Source organism: Sphingomonas sp. P4_D12 (assembly GCF_056401895.1).
Window position 1 is genome coordinate 178,704 of the sequence record NZ_JBFUIL010000004.1, and the last position, 20,675, is coordinate 199,378.

At 65.7% G+C, this 20,675-nt stretch carries 20 protein-coding genes; 11 read left to right on the forward strand and 9 right to left on the reverse strand.

Translation table 11 applies throughout. The features are described 5' to 3' along the window. The first annotated feature begins 106 nt into the window (after window positions 1–106). From AC1DSD_RS09125 to AC1DSD_RS09135, 3 genes are read left to right on the forward strand one after another with little or no spacing between them, the layout of a single operon-like run. Window positions 107–1,297, forward strand: a complete 1,191-nt coding sequence (locus AC1DSD_RS09125) for a glycosyltransferase (protein ID WP_478029717.1) — start codon at window positions 107–109, stop codon at window positions 1,295–1,297. Continuing rightward, window positions 1,294–1,842: a polysaccharide biosynthesis/export family protein gene (locus AC1DSD_RS09130; RefSeq protein ID WP_478029718.1), complete on the forward strand. Its 549-nt coding sequence runs from the start codon at window positions 1,294–1,296 to the stop codon at window positions 1,840–1,842. The genes AC1DSD_RS09125 and AC1DSD_RS09130 overlap by 4 nt, the downstream gene beginning before the upstream one ends. Next, on the forward strand, window positions 1,842–2,543 hold the full coding sequence (locus tag AC1DSD_RS09135) for a serine O-acetyltransferase (RefSeq protein ID WP_478029719.1): 702 nt from the start codon (window positions 1,842–1,844) through the stop codon (window positions 2,541–2,543). The genes AC1DSD_RS09130 and AC1DSD_RS09135 overlap by 1 nt, the downstream gene beginning before the upstream one ends. On the opposite strand, the gene AC1DSD_RS09140 is transcribed toward AC1DSD_RS09135, so the two are convergent. Genes AC1DSD_RS09140 through AC1DSD_RS09155 form a run of 4 tightly spaced genes read right to left on the reverse strand, consistent with a single transcriptional unit; the run spans window position 2,532 to window position 6,578 of the window. Next, a complete protein-coding gene (locus AC1DSD_RS09140) occupies window positions 2,532–3,833 on the reverse strand; it encodes an outer membrane beta-barrel protein (protein WP_478029720.1) in 1,302 nt (433 codons plus the stop codon). The two genes, AC1DSD_RS09135 and AC1DSD_RS09140, sit on opposite strands and share 12 nt — an antisense overlap. Further along, window positions 3,830–4,753, reverse strand: a complete 924-nt coding sequence (locus AC1DSD_RS09145; protein WP_478029721.1) for an endonuclease/exonuclease/phosphatase family protein — start codon at window positions 4,751–4,753, stop codon at window positions 3,830–3,832. The genes AC1DSD_RS09140 and AC1DSD_RS09145 overlap by 4 nt, the downstream gene beginning before the upstream one ends. Continuing rightward, window positions 4,750–5,703 (reverse strand): glycosyltransferase family 2 protein, encoded by a 954-nt coding sequence (locus AC1DSD_RS09150; protein ID WP_478029722.1) that lies wholly within the window; start codon window positions 5,701–5,703, stop codon window positions 4,750–4,752. The genes AC1DSD_RS09145 and AC1DSD_RS09150 overlap by 4 nt, the downstream gene beginning before the upstream one ends. Continuing rightward, window positions 5,703–6,578: a glycosyltransferase family 2 protein gene (locus AC1DSD_RS09155; RefSeq protein WP_478029723.1), complete on the reverse strand. Its 876-nt coding sequence runs from the start codon at window positions 6,576–6,578 to the stop codon at window positions 5,703–5,705. Before AC1DSD_RS09155 ends, AC1DSD_RS09150 begins: the two co-directional genes overlap by 1 nt. 281 nt (window positions 6,579–6,859) lie before the next feature. Here AC1DSD_RS09155 and AC1DSD_RS09160 point away from each other — a divergent pair, with 281 nt between their 5' ends. The 4 genes from AC1DSD_RS09160 to AC1DSD_RS09175 are packed head-to-tail and all read left to right on the forward strand — an operon-like array spanning window position 6,860 to window position 10,751. Then, window positions 6,860–7,576, forward strand: a complete 717-nt coding sequence (locus AC1DSD_RS09160) for a glycosyltransferase family 25 protein (protein WP_478029724.1) — start codon at window positions 6,860–6,862, stop codon at window positions 7,574–7,576. Beyond that, the gene (locus AC1DSD_RS09165) at window positions 7,566–9,047 is read left to right on the forward strand and encodes an oligosaccharide flippase family protein (protein ID WP_478029725.1); all 1,482 of its coding nucleotides are present in this window, start codon (window positions 7,566–7,568) and stop codon (window positions 9,045–9,047) included. The genes AC1DSD_RS09160 and AC1DSD_RS09165 overlap by 11 nt, the downstream gene beginning before the upstream one ends. Then, window positions 9,044–10,057 (forward strand): polysaccharide pyruvyl transferase family protein, encoded by a 1,014-nt coding sequence (locus tag AC1DSD_RS09170; protein ID WP_478029726.1) that lies wholly within the window; start codon window positions 9,044–9,046, stop codon window positions 10,055–10,057. The genes AC1DSD_RS09165 and AC1DSD_RS09170 overlap by 4 nt, the downstream gene beginning before the upstream one ends. Next, window positions 10,044–10,751: a TylF/MycF/NovP-related O-methyltransferase gene (locus AC1DSD_RS09175; protein ID WP_478029727.1), complete on the forward strand. Its 708-nt coding sequence runs from the start codon at window positions 10,044–10,046 to the stop codon at window positions 10,749–10,751. Before AC1DSD_RS09170 ends, AC1DSD_RS09175 begins: the two co-directional genes overlap by 14 nt. Here the strand turns inward: AC1DSD_RS09175 and AC1DSD_RS09180 are convergent. From AC1DSD_RS09180 to AC1DSD_RS09195, 4 genes are all read right to left on the reverse strand, one after another. Beyond that, entirely contained in the window at window positions 10,708–12,066 is a 1,359-nt protein-coding gene (locus AC1DSD_RS09180) for a hypothetical protein (RefSeq protein WP_478029728.1), read from the reverse strand. The two genes, AC1DSD_RS09175 and AC1DSD_RS09180, sit on opposite strands and share 44 nt — an antisense overlap. A gap of 12 nt (window positions 12,067–12,078) precedes the next feature. Beyond that, window positions 12,079–14,277 (reverse strand): GumC family protein, encoded by a 2,199-nt coding sequence (locus AC1DSD_RS09185; protein WP_478029729.1) that lies wholly within the window; start codon window positions 14,275–14,277, stop codon window positions 12,079–12,081. A gap of 5 nt (window positions 14,278–14,282) precedes the next feature. Next, the gene (galU, locus tag AC1DSD_RS09190; RefSeq protein ID WP_478029730.1) at window positions 14,283–15,140 is read right to left on the reverse strand and encodes a UTP--glucose-1-phosphate uridylyltransferase GalU; all 858 of its coding nucleotides are present in this window, start codon (window positions 15,138–15,140) and stop codon (window positions 14,283–14,285) included. A gap of 167 nt (window positions 15,141–15,307) precedes the next feature. Then, window positions 15,308–16,234, reverse strand: a complete 927-nt coding sequence (locus AC1DSD_RS09195; RefSeq protein ID WP_478029731.1) for a hypothetical protein — start codon at window positions 16,232–16,234, stop codon at window positions 15,308–15,310. A gap of 95 nt (window positions 16,235–16,329) precedes the next feature. On the opposite strand from AC1DSD_RS09195, the gene AC1DSD_RS09200 reads away from it, so the two are divergent. The 3 genes from AC1DSD_RS09200 (at window position 16,330) to AC1DSD_RS09210 (ending at window position 18,374) form a co-directional block, all read left to right on the forward strand. Beyond that, window positions 16,330–16,548 carry a hypothetical protein gene (locus AC1DSD_RS09200; protein WP_478029732.1) on the forward strand — a complete coding sequence of 73 codons (219 nt, stop codon included), beginning with the start codon at window positions 16,330–16,332 and terminating at the stop codon, window positions 16,546–16,548. A gap of 89 nt (window positions 16,549–16,637) precedes the next feature. Next, window positions 16,638–16,814 carry a hypothetical protein gene (locus AC1DSD_RS09205; RefSeq protein WP_478029733.1) on the forward strand — a complete coding sequence of 59 codons (177 nt, stop codon included), beginning with the start codon at window positions 16,638–16,640 and terminating at the stop codon, window positions 16,812–16,814. Window positions 16,815–17,003: 189 nt separating this feature from the next. Next, window positions 17,004–18,374, forward strand: a complete 1,371-nt coding sequence (locus AC1DSD_RS09210; protein ID WP_478029734.1) for a sugar transferase — start codon at window positions 17,004–17,006, stop codon at window positions 18,372–18,374. Window positions 18,375–18,413: 39 nt separating this feature from the next. Here the strand turns inward: AC1DSD_RS09210 and AC1DSD_RS09215 are convergent, their stop codons facing one another. Continuing rightward, window positions 18,414–19,607, reverse strand: coding sequence for a mandelate racemase/muconate lactonizing enzyme family protein (locus AC1DSD_RS09215; RefSeq protein WP_478029735.1), 1,194 nt, complete (start codon window positions 19,605–19,607; stop codon window positions 18,414–18,416). A 131-nt stretch (window positions 19,608–19,738) separates the two neighbouring features. Here AC1DSD_RS09215 and AC1DSD_RS09220 point away from each other — a divergent pair, with 131 nt between their 5' ends. Further along, window positions 19,739–20,566, forward strand: a complete 828-nt coding sequence (locus AC1DSD_RS09220) for an IclR family transcriptional regulator (RefSeq protein WP_478029736.1) — start codon at window positions 19,739–19,741, stop codon at window positions 20,564–20,566. Window positions 20,567–20,675: the final 109 nt, after the last annotated feature.

Below are 20,675 nucleotides of genomic sequence, written 5' to 3' on the forward strand. Positions count from 1 at the left end.
GCCGCCCGCTCCCAGCGACGGACAACCCCCGGAATGGTGCATTGCAGCAGACGCGCATGCTATGCATCGCAGCCGTAACCGGTGGTAGCGCCGAACGTGAGGATACATGGCCGCAAAGGCGACGATCCTGTTCGTCATCAATTCGCTCGCCGGCGGCGGGGCGGAACGTGTGCTCACGACGATCCTTGGCGCGTCGGCGCCGTGGCGGGATCGCTATGACGTGCATCTCGCGCTGCTCGACGACGAGCCGCGCGCTTACGCCGTTCCGGAGTGGATCACCGTCACCCAGCTCGACGCGCGGCACCGGTTGGGCGCGAGCATCGCGCAATTGCGTCGGCTGGTAGCCCGGCTGAACCCCGACACCGCGCTCGCCTTCCTGACCCGTGCCAATGTGGCCACCGCCATTGCGATGGCCGGGCGCGGACGGCCGTGGCTGATCAGCGAGCGGGTCAATACCAGCGCGCATCTGGGCAGCGGCGCGGGCGCGATCGCCGCGCGTGCGATGGTGCGCTTCGCCTACCCACGCGCGCGACACGTCATCGCGGTATCGGATGGTGTGGTCGACGACCTGGTGCAGAATTTCGGGGTCGCGCGCGATTGCGTCAGCGCGATCGCCAATCCGGTCGACCATGACGCGATCGCGGCTCAGGCCGCTGCGCCCAGCCCATTGGCGATCGACGGCGATTATGTGGTGGCGGCCGGCAGGCTCGTCCCCAACAAGAATTTCGCGCTGCTCGTCGATGCGTTCGCCGCGTCCGGTCTGCCGCATCGGCTCGTCATCATGGGCGAAGGACCCGAACGCGCATCGCTGGAAGCGCAGATCGCGGCAAAGGGACTGACGGAACGCGTGTTGCTGCCCGGTTTTGTCGCCAATCCCTTCGCCGTACTGGCGCGCGCGCGGCTGTTCGCGATGCCCTCCAATGCCGAAGGTTTTCCCAACGGCCTGGTCGAGGCGATGGCCTGCGGATTGCCGGTAGTCGCCACCAATTGCGCATCGGGACCGTCGGAGATCCTCGCCGATCTGCCGCGCGAATCGATAGTCGATGCGCGCCAGGTTCCCGCCGGCGCGCTGGTGCCGCCGAACGACGTTGCCACCTTCGCGTCGGCCTTGCGCGAAGTCGCGAGCGAACCGCGCCGTACCGCCGCGGCCGACGCTGCCCGCCGGCGCTCGCTCGATTATGGCGTCGCCCAGGCGACCGAACGTTATTGGCGCCGTATCGACGCCGCACTGCAGCCCCCTCGAACCAGCGGCTCGCCCGCGTCTCCCTATCCCCTGTCCTCAGGAATCGCGCGATGAAGCTTCTGCTCGCTCTGGCCCTTCTTTTTCTCTCTGCCTGTGTCGGGCAGACCCCGGTCGCCGGCGGCGGTCCTCCGCCCGCGGCCGACGCGATGAAGCTGGCAGCCGGCGATAAGGTGAAGGTGACGACCTATGGCGAGCCGACGCTGACCGGCGAGTTCCAGGTAACTCCCGCCGGCACCCTCGCCTTCCCGCTGATCGGCGACGTGCAGGCCGCGGGGCTCGACCCGGCCGCGCTGGCGGGCGCGCTCGAAGCCAAGCTTGGCGCGGGCTATCTGCTCAATCCCAAGGTCGCGGTCGAAGTGCTGACTTTCCGTCCCATCTACGTTCTGGGCGAGGTGCAGAAGCCCGGCGAATATCCCTATACGCCGGGCCTCACGATCCGTGGGGCGGTCGCGAAAGCGGACGGCTTCACCTATCGCGCCAACCAGAAGAAGGTATTCGTCAAACGCGCGGGCGAGGCGGGCGAAACCGAATATCCGCTGACCGCGGACTTCGCGATCATGCCCGGCGACACGGTGCGCTTCTCCGAGCGCTACTTCTGATGCAGGAAACGGGAGAGCCGCATCTGCGCGGTTGCGCAGTCAGCTTCACGAAGCTCAAGGCGCTGCTTGCCGCCGACCTCTACCGCTATGCCGGTCGGGTCGATCTGAAGAGCTTCCTGCGGCATTATGCCTTCACGCCGGGGTACAAATATACCGTGCTGATGCGCACCTGCGGGTGGCTGAAGCGCAAGCCGGCTAAGGCGTTCGGCCTCTATCCGCTGTCAAAGCTGATGCTCCTGCGCGCGCGCTACAAATACGGTTTCGCGATTCCCGAATATACCGAGATCGGGCCGGGGCTGTTCCTCAACCGTTTCGGCGGTTTCTACATTCACGGCGATGCGGTGTTGGGGAGCAACGTCAACCTGACCCACGGAGTCGTGCTCGGCTATATGAACCGCGGCGCGCGCAAGGGGGCGCCGGTGATCGGCGACCGCAGCTTCCTGGGATCCGGCGCGAAGATCATCGGCGGCATCAATGTCGGCGAAGAGGCGGCAATCGGCGTCAATGCCGTCGTCACCAAGGACGTGCCCGACCGCGGCGTGGTCGTCGGGATTCCGGCCAAGCTCATTTCCGACCAGGGATCGGAAGGCTATATCAACCGGATGGCGCCCGAGGCGCTGTTGGCCGCCTGCGCCGATGCCTATCCCGGACAAATGCGGGAAAAGGCGCAGCCGACCGTCGGCGGTGCCCTACAAACCTGATAGCGTCACGCCGAACGACACGCGCACCTTCTCGTAATCGCGGCCGGACAAGAGACCGGAGCTGGACTGACTGCGACGCAACACATCCGCGCGGAGCGCTATTCGCGGGCTGAGCCGGTATGTCCCGGATGCGCGGTAGTTCCAGCGGTCGTCATTGCGATCGATATTGTTGAAGTCGCGCGCTTCCTTTTCGACGCTCGCGCTCAGGATCAAATTGCGCAGCAGTTCATAGTCGGCGCGAAGCGACATGGTGGTCGAAAGATAACCGGCGGCCCCCAGGATTCCGGTCTCGTTGACGCGGCGATCGACCGTGGCCGTGAGCGTGACGAGCGGCGTCAGGAAATATTCGACATCGCCCCGCACCAGCACGCCACTGATGTCCGCGAAGAACGGGTCGCGATAATTCTGCTGAAGATAGCCGACGCGCAGCGACCCGCGGATTTTGGCGCCGAGTTCGAAACTCGATCCCAAGGCAGCCTCATACCCTTGCGAGTCGCGTGCCGGGACCGGTCCGATCCGGGTGCGGTAATCGCGGATATTGTACGACCCCACACCGAACAGCGAAATGCTCGGGCTGAGCGCATATTCGACGATGCCGGTGCCCGTTACCGTCGTGCGGTCGCGAAAATCCTCATCGACGACGCCGGCAAGGGCATCGCGGCCGTCCCGGTAATTGCGATTTTCGACGTCCAGCACCCCGCGCACGCGCAATCGGTTGAAGACATGCGTCACTGCTCCGCTCGCTTCGCTGATCGTGAAGCGGATCGGACGCTGCACTAGCGCAGGAGAATCGGGCTCGGTACGCTCTTGGGCAAAACGGCCGTAGAGCCCGGTCAGGTCGATCGTCGTGTCGTTGCTGATGACGTAATGGGCACTGCCGTCGAGGCGGTAGTTGGTCTGGTTTTCGCTGATGCGCGATGCATAGCGCGTCAGATCGAACTCGCCGTTCAGCGTCAGCTTCAGATTGGGCGACGGGCGGACAATCTTCAACCGCGGGACGACATGGAGATAGGCATCGCCGATGCGCGGTGCGTTCACCGCGTACAAATTGTCGTCATACCCGGTGCCGATCGCCACCGACGGCGTGAGCTCGAGGACGCCGACATGGACCGGGGCCGGGTCGTATTCGGGATGTTCGCGCTCCATGACGCTGACGTTGCGGTCGCGGCCGAACGCGCTCGACGGCGGGGCCTGGCCGACGCTGTCGGTCGCATCCGATACCTGCGCGAAGGCGGTGCCGGTAATCGCGGCATTGATCAGACCGGCCAGCAGGATCACACGAGGCGTCATCGGCGCCCCAGCGTCACGAGAATGGGGAAATGGTCGGAGCCGGTCGCCGCCAGGCGGTCGGCGCGCACCAGGCCCCAGGCCGGGCCGGCATAGAGCTGATCGATCGGCAGGAAGGGCAGGGTGCGTGGCCAGCTCCAGATCGCGCGCGTCATCCGCGTCAGTGGCGCGAACGCCGCATCCTGCGCGCGCATCGCCGCGCTCCACGGCGTCAGGTTCATATCGCCTCCAATGATCAGGCCGCCGCGATCGATGCGGGCCAAGGCGGCGGCAAGCGCGGCGCGCGCTGCGGCCTGTCGGTTGGCAGGAATCGGCCGCGGATAATGTAGCGTGGCAACCGTCACCGGCGCGCTCCCGGGCACGGCGATCTCGGCCCAGAGCAGCGGCGGTCCGAACTTCTGTCCATGCGCATCCTTCAGGAAATAGCCCGAAGCGCGGATCGGCCAGCGCGAGAGGATCGCCAGGCCGCATCCGCCGCCGGGGCACGCCGTGCGATAGGGAAAGCGGCCAGCGGTCGCCGTGACCAGCGCGTCGCGTGCGCGCGACGTCTCCTGCAACAGCACGATGTCGGCATCCGTCCCCGCGATCGCCGCGCCGGTGGCGGCGGGGGACGCGTTGTCGACCCAGACATTATGGGTCAGAACGCGCACTTCGCGTGCCCCCTTGGGCGCGGCGGGGATCGTCCGGACGATTTCCGGCGTCGCCGCCATCGCCATCGGTACGATGCCGATCGCCGCGAGCGGCAAGGTCCAGCGAACGCGTCGCCGCGCGATCAGGAGCCCGACCGCCAGCGCCACGGCGAACAGCGGCACGAACGACGCGAGCACGTCCAGGCTCGGAAGCCATGCCCCGAGGATGGCGAGCCACGCCGCGATCGCCGCGCCGGCGATCATCAGCCGACCGATATTGGCAAGAATGGTCAAGCCTGCGCGCTCCACCGGCTGCGCAGTTCATGTCCTCGTTGCCGGACCGCCGCCGGGATCGCGCGCGCAGCGAGCACCAGCGCCGCGGTCGTCCAACCTTCGGGCAGATAGACGTCGCTCGCGCGGATCGCGGTCCGCCCCGGATGTTTCATCGCGTAGCGCGCGTAATGCGCGATCTCCTGGTTCGCCAGTCGCCGCAGCAGCGCAGCTTCGCGCGGGGTCGCGGTCGGGATCATGCCGCGCACCGTCGTCACGATGAGGGGCAGGTCGAGCGTCGTGGTCGACTTGCTGACCTTGTTCTCGGAGTCGCGATGGAAGTCGGCGCTGATCACGGGCGAATAGCGCAACCGGCCCTTGCGGAGGACGCGCAACCACAGGTCCTTGTCGCCGCCGCGCACCGCCTTGCCATGAGGGAATCCGCCGGCTGCGAGAATCGCGGTCCGGCGAATCGCGATCGCGCCGGTCCACATCGGGCATTCGCGCACCGCCAGCCAGCTTTCGAGGAAGCCGGCGAAATCGAGCGTGACGGGACTCTCGAGCCGGGCCGCGATGCGCTGCGGCTGACGCCGGTCCGCGAACACGTGATCGAACCGAGTCGCAACCGCGGCGACGCCAGGGTCCTCGGCGATAGTCTGCGCCAATAGCGCCAGATGGTCGTGCGCCCATAGATCGTCGGCGTCGAGAAAGGCGATCCATTCGCCCCTCGCGGCCTCGATACCGACATTGCGCCCGGCATATCCGCCGGGCCCCGGTGTCGCGAGATCGAGCAGGCGAATGCGCGGATCGTCGATCGCGGCGACAATCTCGCGGCTCCCGTCGGTCGAGCGATTGTCCACCACGATGATTTCATAGGCCGCATGGGATTGCGCGCGGACGCTGTCGATCGCGTCGCGAACATGTGCGGCCTTGTTGTACAGCGGCATGACCACCGAGAAGCGAACGTCTCCCATCAGTCGCGCGCCGCCTCGCGTCCGCCCGAGAGCCGCAGGAATTCGCGCGTCGCGACTCCCGCCAGCTCAAGCGTCAGCTTCATTACCGCCAGCCGCCGGCCGAGCGGCAATTCCCGCGAGACCGCCGCGCGTCGCAATCGGCGCACGGTGTCGACCGCGGTGACGCCCAGCACGCGCGCCAGGCGCGGCGTAGCGCTGGTCCGATCCCAGCGACCGCCGCTGAGCCGGCGGCGCTTGCGCACCAATTCGCTGCGGTCGGCGCGCACCGGGTGACGCACCACCATCTCGGGGACATAGATGAGCGGGTGGCCCGCGGCGCGGATCCGTAACGCCATCTGCCGATCGCCACCCGATTTCAGACTGGCGTCGAACCCGCCCAGCGCACGCAATACCTCCGCACGGCTAATCCAGTTGGCGGTCGCGCAATTCCCTCGCGCCGCATGCGCCTGCGGAAAGCTGAACAGCCTTTCATAGTCGGCATAGACTCGTGCGCCCGACGCGCCCTCTTCGAACAGGTCGATTTTGCCCGCGAGGACGCCGAACCCGGGATTCGCCTCGGCTGCGACCAAGGCGGTGGCGAGCCAATCGGCATCGGGCACGCAATCGGCATCGGTGAACGCGATGATCGGCGCCGCGGCCTGGGCGATCGCGGTGTTGCGCGCAGCATAGGATCCCGGCCTGGGTTCGGCGAGCAGGGTCACGCCGGAATAACCCCGGACGATCTCCGCGGTGCGATCGGTCGATCCGTTGTCGACCACGATGATCTCGTAACGCGCGCGATCGGCCGTCTGGCGCCCAAGCGCGTCGAGGCAGCGCGCGATCACCGCTTCGCCGTTCCACACCGGCACGATGACGCTCAGCGCGACACGCGTCACGACTCGTCTCCTCGTCTGACGTCAAGCATGGGCACTGCCTCCCTCCGCGCGCGGTCAGCGTCAATGTCCTGCTGCACCTGCGAAGGCGAAATGCCCCATTATGCCGACGACGCGAGAAGCTCGGATCTGCGACTTTGGGTCCGTCGCTCGTGCCGCTCGGGTCGTCGCAGCGCCGTCTTGCGCTGCACTGCAAAATAATCTCTGCCTAGCACGTGGTGTCGGACCCAGACCATGTTGAGCGAGGGAAGCCCTCCGGCACGCCCCCGCGAACCGAGTTCTTCGTGGTGTCGCTGGCCGACGCCGGCGAGCGTCGCGCCGCATTCTCCGATCGCGCACGCGACACCGCGCTGGCCTGGCGGTTCTTTGACGCCTGCACCCAGCGTCCCGACAGCCTTGCCATCGACGAGGCGGCGATCCGGCGTCACAAAGGGCGTGCGCTGACCCGCGGCGAGATCGGTTGTTACGCCAGCCATTTCTCGATCTGGGAGGAGATGGTTGCGCGCGACGTCGCGCAGGCCATCGTCCTGGAAGACGATACGATCATCGACTGGGCCTATATCGAGCGCCTCGCCGAGACTGACCTTGCCGCCCGCGGTTTCGATTACCTGCGGCTCTATGCAAAGCGGCCGACCTTTCAGCGGATCGTCGCGACCGATTTCCTTCAGCACTCGCGTACCGTGGTCGAGTTGATCGGCCCGGCTTACGGCACGCAGGGCTATGCCATCACGCTGGCCGGCGCGCGCGCGTTCATCGACGAATGCCGCGTCATTCGCCGGCCGATCGACGACGCGATGGATCGATCCTGGGCGCACGGGGTTCGCAACCTCGCGTTGTTCCCGGCACCGATCCTCGAAGCGACCGTGCCGTCCGCGATCGGCGCGGCGCGGTTTGCCGGCAAGGACGATCCTGCGTTCCACACGCTGCGCCAGCGCGCCTGGCGGCAGCTGGAACGCACCCGCATGCGGATGATGAAGGCGAGGCGCTTCCTTGGATATTGATCAGGCCCGTTTCGACACCGAACTCCGCAAGCGGAGCAAGAGCTCGGTCGGCTGGACGCTGGTGCGGTTCCTGTCCGATCAGGTGCTGTCGTTCATCGTTTTCGTCATGCTGGCACGATTGCTGTCGCGCGCCGAAGTCGGTGCGTTCGCGGTCATCGCGGTCACGTCCGAGGCATTCCGTATCATATCGACCGCCGGCCTGCTCCAGACGGTCGCTCGGCGCCGCGAGCTGACCCCGGCGTTCCTCGACACGATCTACCGCTCGCAACAGGCTTTCTCCTTGCTGTCGTGCGGGGCCATCATCCTGCTGTCGCGCCCGATCGCCGAGTTGATGGGCGCGCCCGGCATCGCGCTGCCGCTCGCGGTGCAGAGCCTGGTCCTCCCCCTCGCTTCGTTCGGCGTGACTCACATGGCGCTGCGCCTGCGCGAATTCGGGCATCGCACGACCGCGCTGCGCTCGGTGGTCGGCGGCGTGATTGGCGGCGGGGCCGCCGTGCTTGCCGCCTTTTACGGGCTCGGCTTGTGGGCGCTGGTGATTCAGCGCCTGGTGACCGAAGCGGTCGGCGTTGTCCTGTCACGCCAATCCTATGACTGGACCCCGGGATGGCGGTTCGAATGGCCGATCCTGCGCGGCAATCTGATGCTCAATGCCAGCCTGATCTATGTTCAGCTGATCTTCCTGGCGACGGTCCGCGTCCAGGAGATGGCGATCGGTGCGGGGATCGGCCTTGCCGCCGTCGGTGTCTACCGGACGGCGTGGCGTACCGTGGAGCTGATCGCCCGCGGCGCGATCCAGCCCTTCACGACGGTCGCGACGCAAACGCTGGCGCGCGTGAAGGACGACACCGTCGAACTCGCCCGCGCCTATCGCTGGATGATCGGGCGGGCCGCCGCGATTTCCTTTCCCGCCCTGGTCGGCTTCGGCGCGCTCGCGCCGATCGCGGTGCCGTTCGTGTTCGGCGCGAAATGGGCCGATGCCGGCGCCCTGGCACAGATTTTCGCCTTCATGGCGTTGCCCTTCACACTCAATTTCTTCGCCTCGCCGTCGCTGTCCGCGCTTGGCGCCGGGCGGAGCCTGATCATGTTGTCCACCGCGCAACTTGTGCTCGGCGTCGTCCTGACCTTGGCCTCGTTGCCTTACGGTCTGTTCGCGGTGGCAATCTCCTACGTGGCGCGCGCCTATGTCACGCTGCCGCTTCAAGTCTGGCTGCTGCATCGCATATCGGGGATCGGACCCGGAACGACGCTCGCGGCAGTCCGGGCGCCACTCGCCGCCTCGACCGTCATGGGAGTCGCATTGTTCGTCGGACTGCGCGCCCTGGAGGTTGCGGGCATCAGCAAATTCCTGACCCTCGCGATGCTCGTGCCGCTCGGCGTCGCGCTTTATGCCGCGGTCCTTCTCGCGGTTGGACCCGAATGGCGCACGATGATCCTCGGTCGTGCTTATCGCTTGAGAAAGGCCCGCATTTGACCCCTGCCAGTGCCGACCAGGTCGTCGCTACCCTCGCCGGACGCTTTGCGTCCACGCTCAGTCGCATCCTGCCCCCCGGCCGGCTCGCGCTGGTCGATTTCCCCGATCACAGCAATGTCGGGGATTCGGCGATCTGGCTGGGCGAGATCGCCTATCTGCGGCGCGCCGGCCGGATGCCCGTCTATGTCTCCGCGCTGGGCGACCATGACGACGGCGCGATGGCGGCTGCGCTCGGCGACGGCACGATCCTGATCCATGGCGGCGGCAATTTCGGAACGCTCTGGCCGAAGCACGAGGCGTTTCGGTTGCAGATGCTGCGGCACCATCGCGACCGCGCGATCGTGCAGATGCCGCAATCGATCCATTACGACGCGCCCGAACGCGCCGACGAGATGGCCGCGGCGATCCGCGACCATGGCCGCTTCACATTGCTCGTCCGCGACGCGAAGTCGCTGGCCTTTGCCCGCGCACGCTTCGATTGCACAGTCGAGCTGTGCCCGGATGCCGCGCTAATGCTCGGCCGGTTACCTCGGCCCGCGCCCGCCGTGGCGCCGGTATTCGCGCTGCTGCGCACCGACCATGAACGCGCCAACGGTGCCGACGCCGAGCCGCCGGCGGGCGTGATCGCCGACGACTGGCTCGAGGAGGATAAGGGGGCGCGGGACCGGATTCGGGCGACGCTGAAACTCCGCCGGCTTCTGGTCCGCGATCCGCAGGCGCGACGGCTGTTACGCCAGCGCGTGCTTGCCGAATGGCGAGTCAAACGCGGGTTGGCGATGCTGGCCCAGGGCGACACGGTCGTGACCGACCGCCTCCACGCGCACATCCTCTCGCTGCTGCTCGATATCCCCCACGTGCTGCTCGACAATAGCTATGGCAAGGTCGCCGGGTTCGCCGATCAATGGACCGCCGATTATGCCGGCCTGTCCCGCGCGMCGTCGCGCGAGTCCGCGATCGACCTGGCGCTTGCCGCGACCACCCGGAAGGAAATGCGCCATGTCGCTTCGTAACCGCATCGTCCGCCGCTGGATGCTGTTCCGCCTCAGCCCCGTCGCAAAACGCATGCGGCGCGAAGGGCTGACTTATCTGCGCCCGGTCAAGCTCGTCCGGATCGAGGCGGCGTTGCGCCGGCTTGGGCAGCGCCGCGTCGCGGGCGACTATCTCGAATTCGGCGTCGCGCTCGGCGGGACAGCCGCGTTGATCGCCCAGGCCGCGCGGCGCGCCGATACGCACTTCGTCGGCCTGGACGTCTTCGCCACCATTCCGCCGCCCACCTCCGAGCATGACGACGCCAAATCGCGCGAACGCTATGCCGTGATCGCGGCCGGCGAGGCGACCGGGATCGGCGGCGACGTCTATTACGGCTATCGCGACGACCTGCTCGATCATGTCGGCCAGGTTCTCGCCAGCGTCGATGCGCCGGTCGATGGCCGCCAGGTCCGGCTGGCAAAGGGTCTGTTCGAGGAAACCTGGCCCACGCTCGACGTCGAGCGCGTGGCCTTCGCGCATATCGACTGCGATTGGCACGATCCGGTGCTCTATTGCCTCAACGCCGTCGCGCCGAAATTGTCGGAGCATGGCGTGATCGTGATCGACGATTACCACGATTATCCCGGCTGCCGCACCGCCGTGGACACCTTTCTCGAGCAGAATCCCGGCTTCAGGATGGTGCCGGGCGCCAATCCGCTGATCGAACGGCGATAGCCTCTCGCCGCGGTGAGGCGAGGGCGCGCGCCCGGTACATCGTATAGCCGCACAGGAAGCCGTAGAGACCGAGTCCCTCGACCTGCCAGAACGGCATCGTCGCCATGTTGAGCAGCAGGAACGACGCGTGCGCCGCGATCAGCATCAGGCGCTCGCCCTTCGCATTTATCGCCACCCACAGCATCGTCAGCCACAGCGACAGCATGCCCAGAACGCCGACCAGGCCGAGTTCGTACACCGTTCCGACCAGGGTGTTGTGCGGATAGACCTTGAACAATCCTTCCCAGCTCTCCGGCCCGAACCCGAACAGATGCTGGACCGGGCCGCCTTCCTTCCAGGCATAGATATAGCTGCTCCAGATATAGGCGCGTGCCGACAACACCTGCTTGTCGGCCCAGGTAAACTCTCTCGGGGGCTTGATCAGCGCGCCAGGATTGGCAGCGATAGTCGCGATGTCCGCGAACTTGTCGGCGTAGAAGACGACCGCGACCGCGACCAGGAGCACGGCGAGCGCGGCGCCGACTCCCGCCATGAAGGGACGCTGGTCGCGCCGGACGCTGGTGGTGATGCCGATCCACAATGTCGCCACCGCGAGCGGCCCCATCGCGAAGATAGCGGTGCGATACCCCGCGAGCTGGATGCCGACGAGCATCGCCAGCAGGAAAATCACCCGGGGAAGGGGATGCGCGGAGCGGGCGAAGCACCCGACGACAAACCCCGCCACCAGCGCGACCGAAAAGGCCGCCTCATGGTTGTAGCCGCCGATCCATACCAGGCCGCCGTCGAGTTCGGACCCCTTGGGCAAATGGAGCACGACCGACAGAAACTGGAACACGGTCAGCGGCAGGAAAGCGACCATCAGCCAGCCGATGAAATGCCCCTCGGGATCGCGCCGGTGCGCCTGGAGCACCGCCAGCGCGATGACGGCGAAATAGAGATATTTGACGACGGCGTTGATCGCGCCGCTCGGGTCATGATTGAGAACAGCGCTGACCAGCACGAGCGCCATCATCAGATAAACCGGCAAGAGCCAGCGAATCGCCAGATTGGCGAAGCGGACCACGAACAGCAGCCCGATGCCGGTGGTCGCGATCGACACGACCGCATTGCCGGAAAGGCCCGCGGCGATGGGGCGAAACATCCAGAGATGATACGCACCGGCAATATAGCGCAGCCACAGCGCGACCAGCACGAAACGCGCCGCGGTGCTGCCCGATCGCACATAGGCGATGGCGAGCGGCACGAGCAGGAGCATCGTGACGGGAACGAGGATCTGCAGCCCGAAGGACGGGCCGAAACTGGAGGCTTCGTTCACGTCGCTGCTCGTTCAGGCTGTGTGGTAGCTTTCAACGTCCTTGTAGTAATAGCCGGCATCGCCGAACCCGGCGCGTGCCTGCTCGACCACATTGACCTGAGTCAGCGCGACGCCGATCACGTTCGCGTCGACATCGGCGAGCCGGTCGAGAGCGATTTCCGCGGCCTTCGCGGCGGTTTTACGCCAACGCAGCAAGAACACGACGCCGTCGGCCATGCTGGCGACGACGCGCGCCTCGTCGATCGCCAGCAATGGCGCTGTGTCGAGCAGGATCAGATCGAAACGTTCGCGCAATTGTGTCAGCAGTGCTGCGAAGCGCCCGCCTTCGGTCAGGGTCAGATCGTCCGCATCGACCCGCTGCGGCAGCAGCCAGGCGCCGGTCGCCTGATCCTGGACTAGGACCTGATCGAGCGACGCGCTCCCCCTTAGCAGCTCGTTGAGTCCAACCTTCACATTGCCGCCGAACTGCCGGCTCGTCGCGCGGCGGCGCGGGTCGCAATCGACCAGCAAGGTCTTCACGCCCGCAGCGGCGGCCGATCGCGCCAGGCAGATCGCGGTCGTCGTCTTGCCTTCGCCGGGTACCGAAGAGGCAATCGCGATGATGCGGTGCTTCTGGTGGGGAAGCGCGAACGAGATCGATGTTCTGAGCGAGCGAAAAGCCTCCGCCAACAACGATTGCGGCCGTTGCACGACGAGTTCCATCGGCGGCGCGGGGAGTCCCTTCTTTTTATACTCCGGCAGCGTCGCCGCGTCGGGGATCGACGCCAGCGCCGGCAACCCGAGCTTCCGCTCGATCGCCTCGCTCGTCTCGACGCCACGCTCGAGCAGCTGGAGCAACAGCACGACCAATGTCGCGATGCCGATCCCGCCGACCAATCCCGCTGCGCCGAAGATCAGCAAATTGGGCGCGCTCGGCGACGCCGGGACGCGCGCCGCGGCGACGATATAACTGTCGCTCTGTTCGAGGCCGGCCTGCGCTATCGTCTGGCGATAGCGGTCGAGGAACGAGCGGTAGAGCGTGCGCGCCGAATCGGCGTTGCGCTCCAGTTCGTTCAGCCTCACCGTGGCCTTGTTGTCCGCTGCCAATTTACCTTCGGCGCGGTTGATCGATCCCTGGAGCGAAGCGGCGCGCTGGCTGGCGATATTGGCCTGGATCGAAGTATTGGCGACGATACGGCTGACCTCGGCGGCGATCTGCGCGTCGGTATTCGCCATCGCCCGCTGCGCCCGCTGAAGATCGGGATGAAGCGGGCCATATCGCTTTTCGAGGCTGGCAACGTCGCGGCCGATCTCGGCGCGCTGCCCGCGAAGCGCGCTGATGACGGGCGAATCCAGCGACTCGCCGAGTTCGTCGCCGCTCTTTCCGCGCGCGAGTTGCGCGCGAGCAGTCGACAGACGCGCTTGCGCGGCGGCACTTTCAGCCTGCGCCTGCGCGAGCTGGGTGGAAAGATTGGACAAGGCTTCCTGGCTTGTCGACTGGCTTGTCGCACTCTGGTTCGACACCGCGAAAAGACTGTTCGCCGCACGGAAATCGGCGACTGCCTTCTCCGCCGTCAGCACCTGGCCGCGCATTTCCTGCAACCGCCCTTCGAGGAACTGGCTGGCGCGCTTGGTCGCGCCGGACTTGGTATTGACCTGACCCGAGACATAGGTCTGGGCAAGCGTGTTCACGACCTGCGCGGCGACCACCGGCGATGTTGCTTCAAACGAGATGCTGATCGCGTAGGACAAGCCATCGCGCTTGATCGTCAAATTGCCGAACATGTTGCCGATCGCGCGGGCGCGGGCCAGCGGGTCGGGCTTTGCGTTTGCCGCAGCGGGAAGCACCATGTGGCCGTTGAAATCGGGATTGCGATCGAGCCGCAGCGTGTCGACCACCTGGCCGATCAGCGCCGGCGATTGCAGCGCCTGGACCTCGGTATCGACTGCCGCCGAATCGGGATCGACGGTAGGCGTCACCTGGTCCTCGGCGATGACCTTTTCGGCGGTTCGCTCGAGCGCCACCTGCGCGGTTGCGACATAGCGTCGCTGCACGAGCATGTAGGCGATGGCCGCGATCAGCATGGCGCAGACCAGGATGATCGCGATCAGCAGCGCGCGCCGGCGGAGGATGCGGCCGATTCGCCGCAGATCGATCAATGTCGATTCGTCGACGTCCGACTCCGGGCCGAGCGGGCGGGGGTGAAGGCGGGGCCGGGTTGCGGCGTCCATATGGTTCACGCCCTCGCCAGACAGTCGCGAACTGCCGACGCCATGTCCGGCCGTGACAGCGCGACCGCGATCGTGGCGCTCACGAAGCCGTGCTTGTCGCCGCAATCGTAGCGCGTGCCTGCGAAGGTAACGCCGTGGAACGGCTGGCGGCCGATAAGGTGCGTCATCGCGTCGGTAAGCTGGATTTCCCCGCCGGCGCCCTCTTCCTGCTGCGCCAGGATGTCCATGATCGCCGGTTGCAGGATATAGCGGCCGATGACCGCCAGATTCGATGGCGCCTCGTCGGGCGCGGGCTTTTCCACCAGGCCGCGAACCTCGGTCAGCGTGCCATCGGCGGCGCCAGGCGTGATGATGCCGTATTTGTTCGTCCGGTCATGCGGTACCTCTTCGGCGCAGAGCAGGTTGCCGCCGACCTGCGCATAGGCTTCGATCATCTGTTTCAGGCAGCCGGGCTGGCCGATCATCAGATCGTCCGGGAGCAGCACGGCAAAAGGTTCGTCCCCGACCAGACGGCGCGCGCACCATACGGCGTGGCCGAGACCAAGCGGTTCCTGCTGACGGACGATGGCGATGTCGCCCGGCGCAAACCGCGTGTCGACCAGCGCGTCGAGCGACTTGCCGCGCCGCTCCATCGTCTCTTCGAGTTCGAAGGAATGATCGAAATGATCCTCGATCAGCGACTTGCCGCGGCTCGTCACGAAGATGAACTGCTCGATCCCCGCCTCGCGCGCTTCGTCGATGGCATATTGGATCAGTGGGCGGTCGACGATCGGCAGCATTTCCTTCGGCATCGCCTTGGTGGCGGGAAGGAAACGCGTCCCCAGTCCGCCGATCGGAAACACCGCTTTGCGCACCTTGTCCATATCGATCCCTTTTGTAGAGCGTTGTCGACAGGTGCCCGGCACGCCAAGACTCCAACGGTCGGCTTAAGACGGGCTGGCGTACCTGTGCCTTTCTGCTGCATCGCAACAAGAGCGCAACGTTGAGCCGTGCCTACATCGCGCCTAATGCTGCAACTGCTCAACTCGGGTCACAGCTTTGGCGGCGTGCCGCCCCATTGGATTCCTCCCGGTACGCTGCCTTTGCCCCGGGGTCGGATTAATTGGGTGCCCGCGGGAACCTGAATGTCGTGCGAATCGATGATGATCCGTACCGGCCCGTCATGCACGTCGAAGATCGGCCATCCATGAGCAGACTTCACCACCAGATGGGCGATCCGGATGACGATCGGCGCGCCTCCCGGCGCCTTGGCGCCCATCAGGGCGAAATGCACCGTATCGCCGATGCCGCCCACCTTGTTCGGTTCGATGCTGGTCAGGCGGCTTGCATTGATGCTCGACCACAAACGGTAGTTGCGCGCGTTGCGGCCCGAAATGCAGTCGTCGAGCATCGAATCGCTGGCCTTCAGATCGAAGCCGCCGTCGCTATTGTCCCAGGCCGCGCACGCGCGGAACACCAGCCGCCGGTTGCCGCGTTCGGCCGAAAATCCGTCGCCATTCCAATATTGGCGGTCGTTCCGCTTCCATTGAAAGCCGCGCATCGTGCATCGCTCGAAGCGAAAGTCGGATGCGTCATCGGCGATCGCTATCCCGCATGGGAGGTCGTGCGCGCCGGTCGTCAGCACGCCGCTGGCAGTGACGTCGGAGAAGATTCCATCTCGGCTATCATATCGGATCCGGGCAAAGCCGCGACGCAGGTTGGTCGCGGTGACGTTGGACACCCGCAAGCCGACGACGCCTGCTGCGGCGCGATCGATCCCGGTATTCTCGATGACGCGATACCCGCCATCGACTCGCACATCGTCCATCACCACGCCGCTTGTCGGACGATCGAGCACGACCAGGCCGTTCCCCACGTCATGCGCGCTGACATGGCGATAGGCCGCACGGTCCTTGGCATGATAAACCGGCTCGCCGCGAGCGTCGATCTGGGTTCGGCCGGTAGCTTCGAACAGCATGCCTGTATTTATCGAGGCGCCGGCGTCATCGGCCAGCGGCCTGCGATAGTTCGGGACGCACGCCCGCCGAACCGATGCTTAACGCGCGGCAAAGCATGTCGTTTAACGACATCGAAGCTCCGCCCGACGCATCAACGCCGCGACCACACAAGGAGTTCCGCGCGATGCGCCCATCCCACCTGATCGCGCGTGACGCGCGGCCCGAAGACCCTAACGACCTGGCGGCAGCGGTTCTGTCCGCGTGGCTGGCGCCCCGTGAATCGTCTCGCCGCCGGCTTGTCCCGGATTTCAAGCGGCTGATGAAGCTCGATTAATTATTTTGGTCTTCACTCATCAGCTTAACCCGGCTATGGCACAACTCGCCTCAGCGGCATAAGCGGTGGGCGGGGAGAGGATGGACGATATGTCTCAACAAGCGCTCGGCGCTGCGCTGGATCGGGTCGAGATCCAGGCCAATCCCGAATCGGCCCCGGTAGAGCGCGACTGGATCGAGCTCACGGTCAGCCGCGTGTCCCGCGTCGCCGGCTATCTGGCGCTGGCTGTAGCGGTGGCCGGAATCGCCTATCTAGTGATTCGCTGAAGCATCCGAATTCCGCGGTTACGCTGCACCGCGGCATAATGAAAAACCGGTCGTCCTTTTCACAGACCGGGTGGTCTTGCCTTCGGCCAATTTGACCCGCACCTCCATTGCCACTCGGCTTTAGATAATTGATTTATACCGAAAGACCCGGATCGGCGCGTTGCGCATGAGTCAAAGGGGAACTCGGGAATGAATGTTTCTACGCTTGGGGAATTCGTGGCGCCGCGCGTACGCTCAAAGCGTCTGCAGCGCCTTCGCCTTTATACCGAACTCCTCGCGGTGGATTGCCTGGCGATCATCGCCGCGTTCGTCACGGCCCACGCATTGCACGCCGGGCCTCGCACGTTCGACGGTTGGCAATTATCGCTGATGGTGTTGACCGGCTATCTCGGCATCGCGCTTGCCGCCGAAGTCTATAACGCGACGGTATTCACCAATCCCAAGCTGAGCCTCAAGCGATCGGCGACGGCGCTGGTCTATGCCTTGGTCGCGGTCGTGTTCCTTACCTATATCGCCCATGCCAGCCAGCAGATCTCGCGCGTCGATTTCGCGATCGGGTCGCCACTCGCCTTGCTGTTCCTCGTCGGCGGCCGGCTGCTCTTCGTGGAGCACGGTTTGCGGCGTCTGGAAGGGTCGCTGTACAACGAACTGCTGATCGTCGATGGCGTCGAAGCCCCAGGCCTGGCCTGGGCCCACCGCATCAACGCGCGCGCGATGGGCCTTTTGCCCGACCTCAGCGACCCGGTAATGCTCCACCGCATCGGCGACGTGCTCGCGGGGTTCGATCGCGTGATCGTCTCGTGCGACGACGACCGCCGTCATGCATGGACCACGTTGTTGCGCGGAGCGAATATCGACGGCGAACTGCTCGTTCACGATCGCAACTATGGCGATGTGATCGGCATTGGGCGCGCGCAGGGGCAAGCCACCCACGTCGTGTCGCGCGGGCCCTTGAGCATGAGCAACCGCGCGGCGAAACGCTTGCTCGATCTCGCCTTGACGGTGCCCACCATCATCGCGCTGTCGCCGCTGCTCGCAATCATCGCGCTGATGATCAAGCTCGACAGCCCCGGACCGGTCTTCTTCCGGCAGGACCGCGTCGGCCGGCGCAATCAGCTGTTCAAGATCACGAAATTCCGCACGATGCGGCATGAGGAAAGCGACGCTGCCGGCAAGCGCTCGGCCAGCCGCACGGACGACAGGATCACCCGGGTCGGACGCTTTTTGCGACGCACCAGCCTCGACGAGCTTCCGCAGCTGTTCAATGTGCTGGAAGGCGATATGAGCTTGGTCGGTCCACGGCCCCATGCGCTTGGGTCGCTGGCCGGCGACCAGTTATTCTGGGAGATCAGCCACCAATATTGGGTCCGCCACGCCCTGAAACCCGGCATAACCGGTCTGGCACAGGTTCGCGGGCACCGTGGCGCAACCGAAAAACGCGAGGATCTCGAACGCAGACTCGCCGCCGATCTCGAATATCTCGATCAATGGTCGATCTCGCGCGACCTGCGCATTTTGGCGTCGACGGTGGTGGTGATGGTACATCGCAACGCGTATTGAAGGGGCCGTCAGGCTAAGCCGGCTCCGGTCCCTTCAGCATCAAACCAGCGCATCTACGCCACCCAGCCGCGTCGCGTTCTCCCAGAAACGCGCATTGGGCGTGACGCCAAGCCCTGGCCCGTCCGGAAGAACGAAATGGCCGTCCGAGCATTCGAGCCGGCCATCCATCAGCGACGCCGAGTGATGGAAGATCGAGTGCTGATATTCGTGCCAGCGCAGGTTGAGGATGGTCGACGACGCCAACAGGCTCGCCGCGGCGAAAATCCCGGCGCCGATGGTCGCATGCGGGATGATCTGGGCGTGATGCGCCTGGGCGAGGTGCGCGATGCGCATGAACTGGGTGATGCCGGTATGGCCCATTTCCGGCTGGACGATCGACACCGCACGCGCCTCCAGCCTGCTGCGCGCGTCGAACACCGTCCGCCATTCCTCGCCGGCGGCAAGCGGGATGACCGAGTGGCGCGCGATTTCCGCCAGGCCCTGAACGTCCTCGGTCTTGCACGGCGCTTCGATGAAGGTGAGGTCGTAGCGCGCGAGCTTGTCGATCAGTGCGATCGCCTCGGCGGGCGAATAGATCCAATGGCAATCGAGCATGATCCCGATGTCCGGACCCAGGCCCTCGCGCAAAGCCGCGATTTCCCGCTCGACACCCTCATAGCTCACCACCGCGGCGATCTTGACCGCGCGGTAGCCGCGGTCGACGAAGCTCTTGGCCAGATCGACCTTTGCCGCGATCGTCGGCCTCGGCAGGCCGGAAACATAGGCCGGGATACGGTCGCGATGCCGGCCGCCGAGCAGTTGCGGCAGCGACAGGCCGGTGAGCTTGCCCATCAGGTCCCACAAGGCGATGTCGACCCCGGCCATCGCATCGAGCCAGAAGCCGCCGGTATAGCCGCGCACGCGCATCAGGTCGTAAAGGTCGTCCCAGATCGCCTGCACGTCGAACGGCGAACGGCCGGCAATGATCGGCGCGATCAGATCCTCGACAAAGGCGTGAATCGCATTGGGCGCCACCAGGCCATAGGTTTCGCCCCAGCCTTCGGCACCGGACTCGAGCGTCACGCGAATGACCGCCGATCGCATGGTTTGCGGGTAGATGGTGCGGTTGCCGCGGCGGACCACGTATCCGCGCTCGTTGACCGTTTCGCCTGGCCCCAGCCCGCCAAGATAGCTGTCATCCTGCGGAATGCGGACCGAGAATATGTCGATCGCCTTGATCGCGTCATCAACCATCGAATACCTCTCCAGCGCGGATTCAATTCGCTATTCGTATATCTCTATTAGCAACAATATAAGGCGCCGCCAGTCCTAAATCGAGCCGGAAGTGTAGACGTGCCGCCGGCGCTGCGGTAGCGTCGACGGCGATGGTAGCAACGCAATCACCGGCCGGCCGTGGAACCCGGATACGCAGCGACAAGGCCGGGGCGCAGCCCAACCAGAGCCTGATCGACGGCATTACCGTGCTCCAGGCCTTGGCCATCTCGACGGAGCCGGTGGGCTGCCGCGAGGTCGCGCGCCGCGTCGGGCTGGAGACGACGCGGGTCAACCGGCTACTCAAGACGCTGACCTATCTCGGCATCGCTCGCCAGACGCCCGATCGCAAATATCGGGCCGGCGCCGGTATGACCGTGCTGGCGGCCCAGAGCCTGTTCGCCTCGGGACTGCTGCGGCGTGCATTGCCGGCGCTCGAGGAACTGCGTCACTTCGGCCATACCGTCGCGATGGGCGTTCGCTGGCGCGACAATGTCAGCTATCTGTTCCACGCGCCGCCCAACATGCCGGCGACCGATGCGCTGGGCCGTATCGGGCTTTACCCCGCGACGCGCGGCGGCATCGGCATGGCGCTGCTCGCGACGCTGGAAGATGACGAGATCCATGAGATCTACGCCAAGGGAGACATACCCGGTTACGCCGATATCGATGCCCTGCTGCTGGCGCTGAGCGACATCCGCCGCAAAGGCTATGCCCGCTTGCGCGTCAAGGACGAGCGCGAGCAGCATACGGTGGCGATCACCGTGGGCGAGACAGCCTATGCGGCGATCGGCCTGTCGGGATGGATTCCCGAGGCGGCGATGCCGACCATGCTCGAAGCGCTGCGCGTCGCCGCTGCGGAAATCCAGGCGAGGGGCTTGGAACGCGGCGACGAAATCGCGCCAGCGGATCCGGCGCTCGACTATCGCCTCGCCGTTTAGGCTAGGTTGGGGCCTCAGATTCCTGGCGTCATTCCCGCGGAATCCTCCKGTCACCCCAGCGCACCTCCCGTCACCCCAGCGTACGCTGGGGTCTCTGGCGGTGACGCGA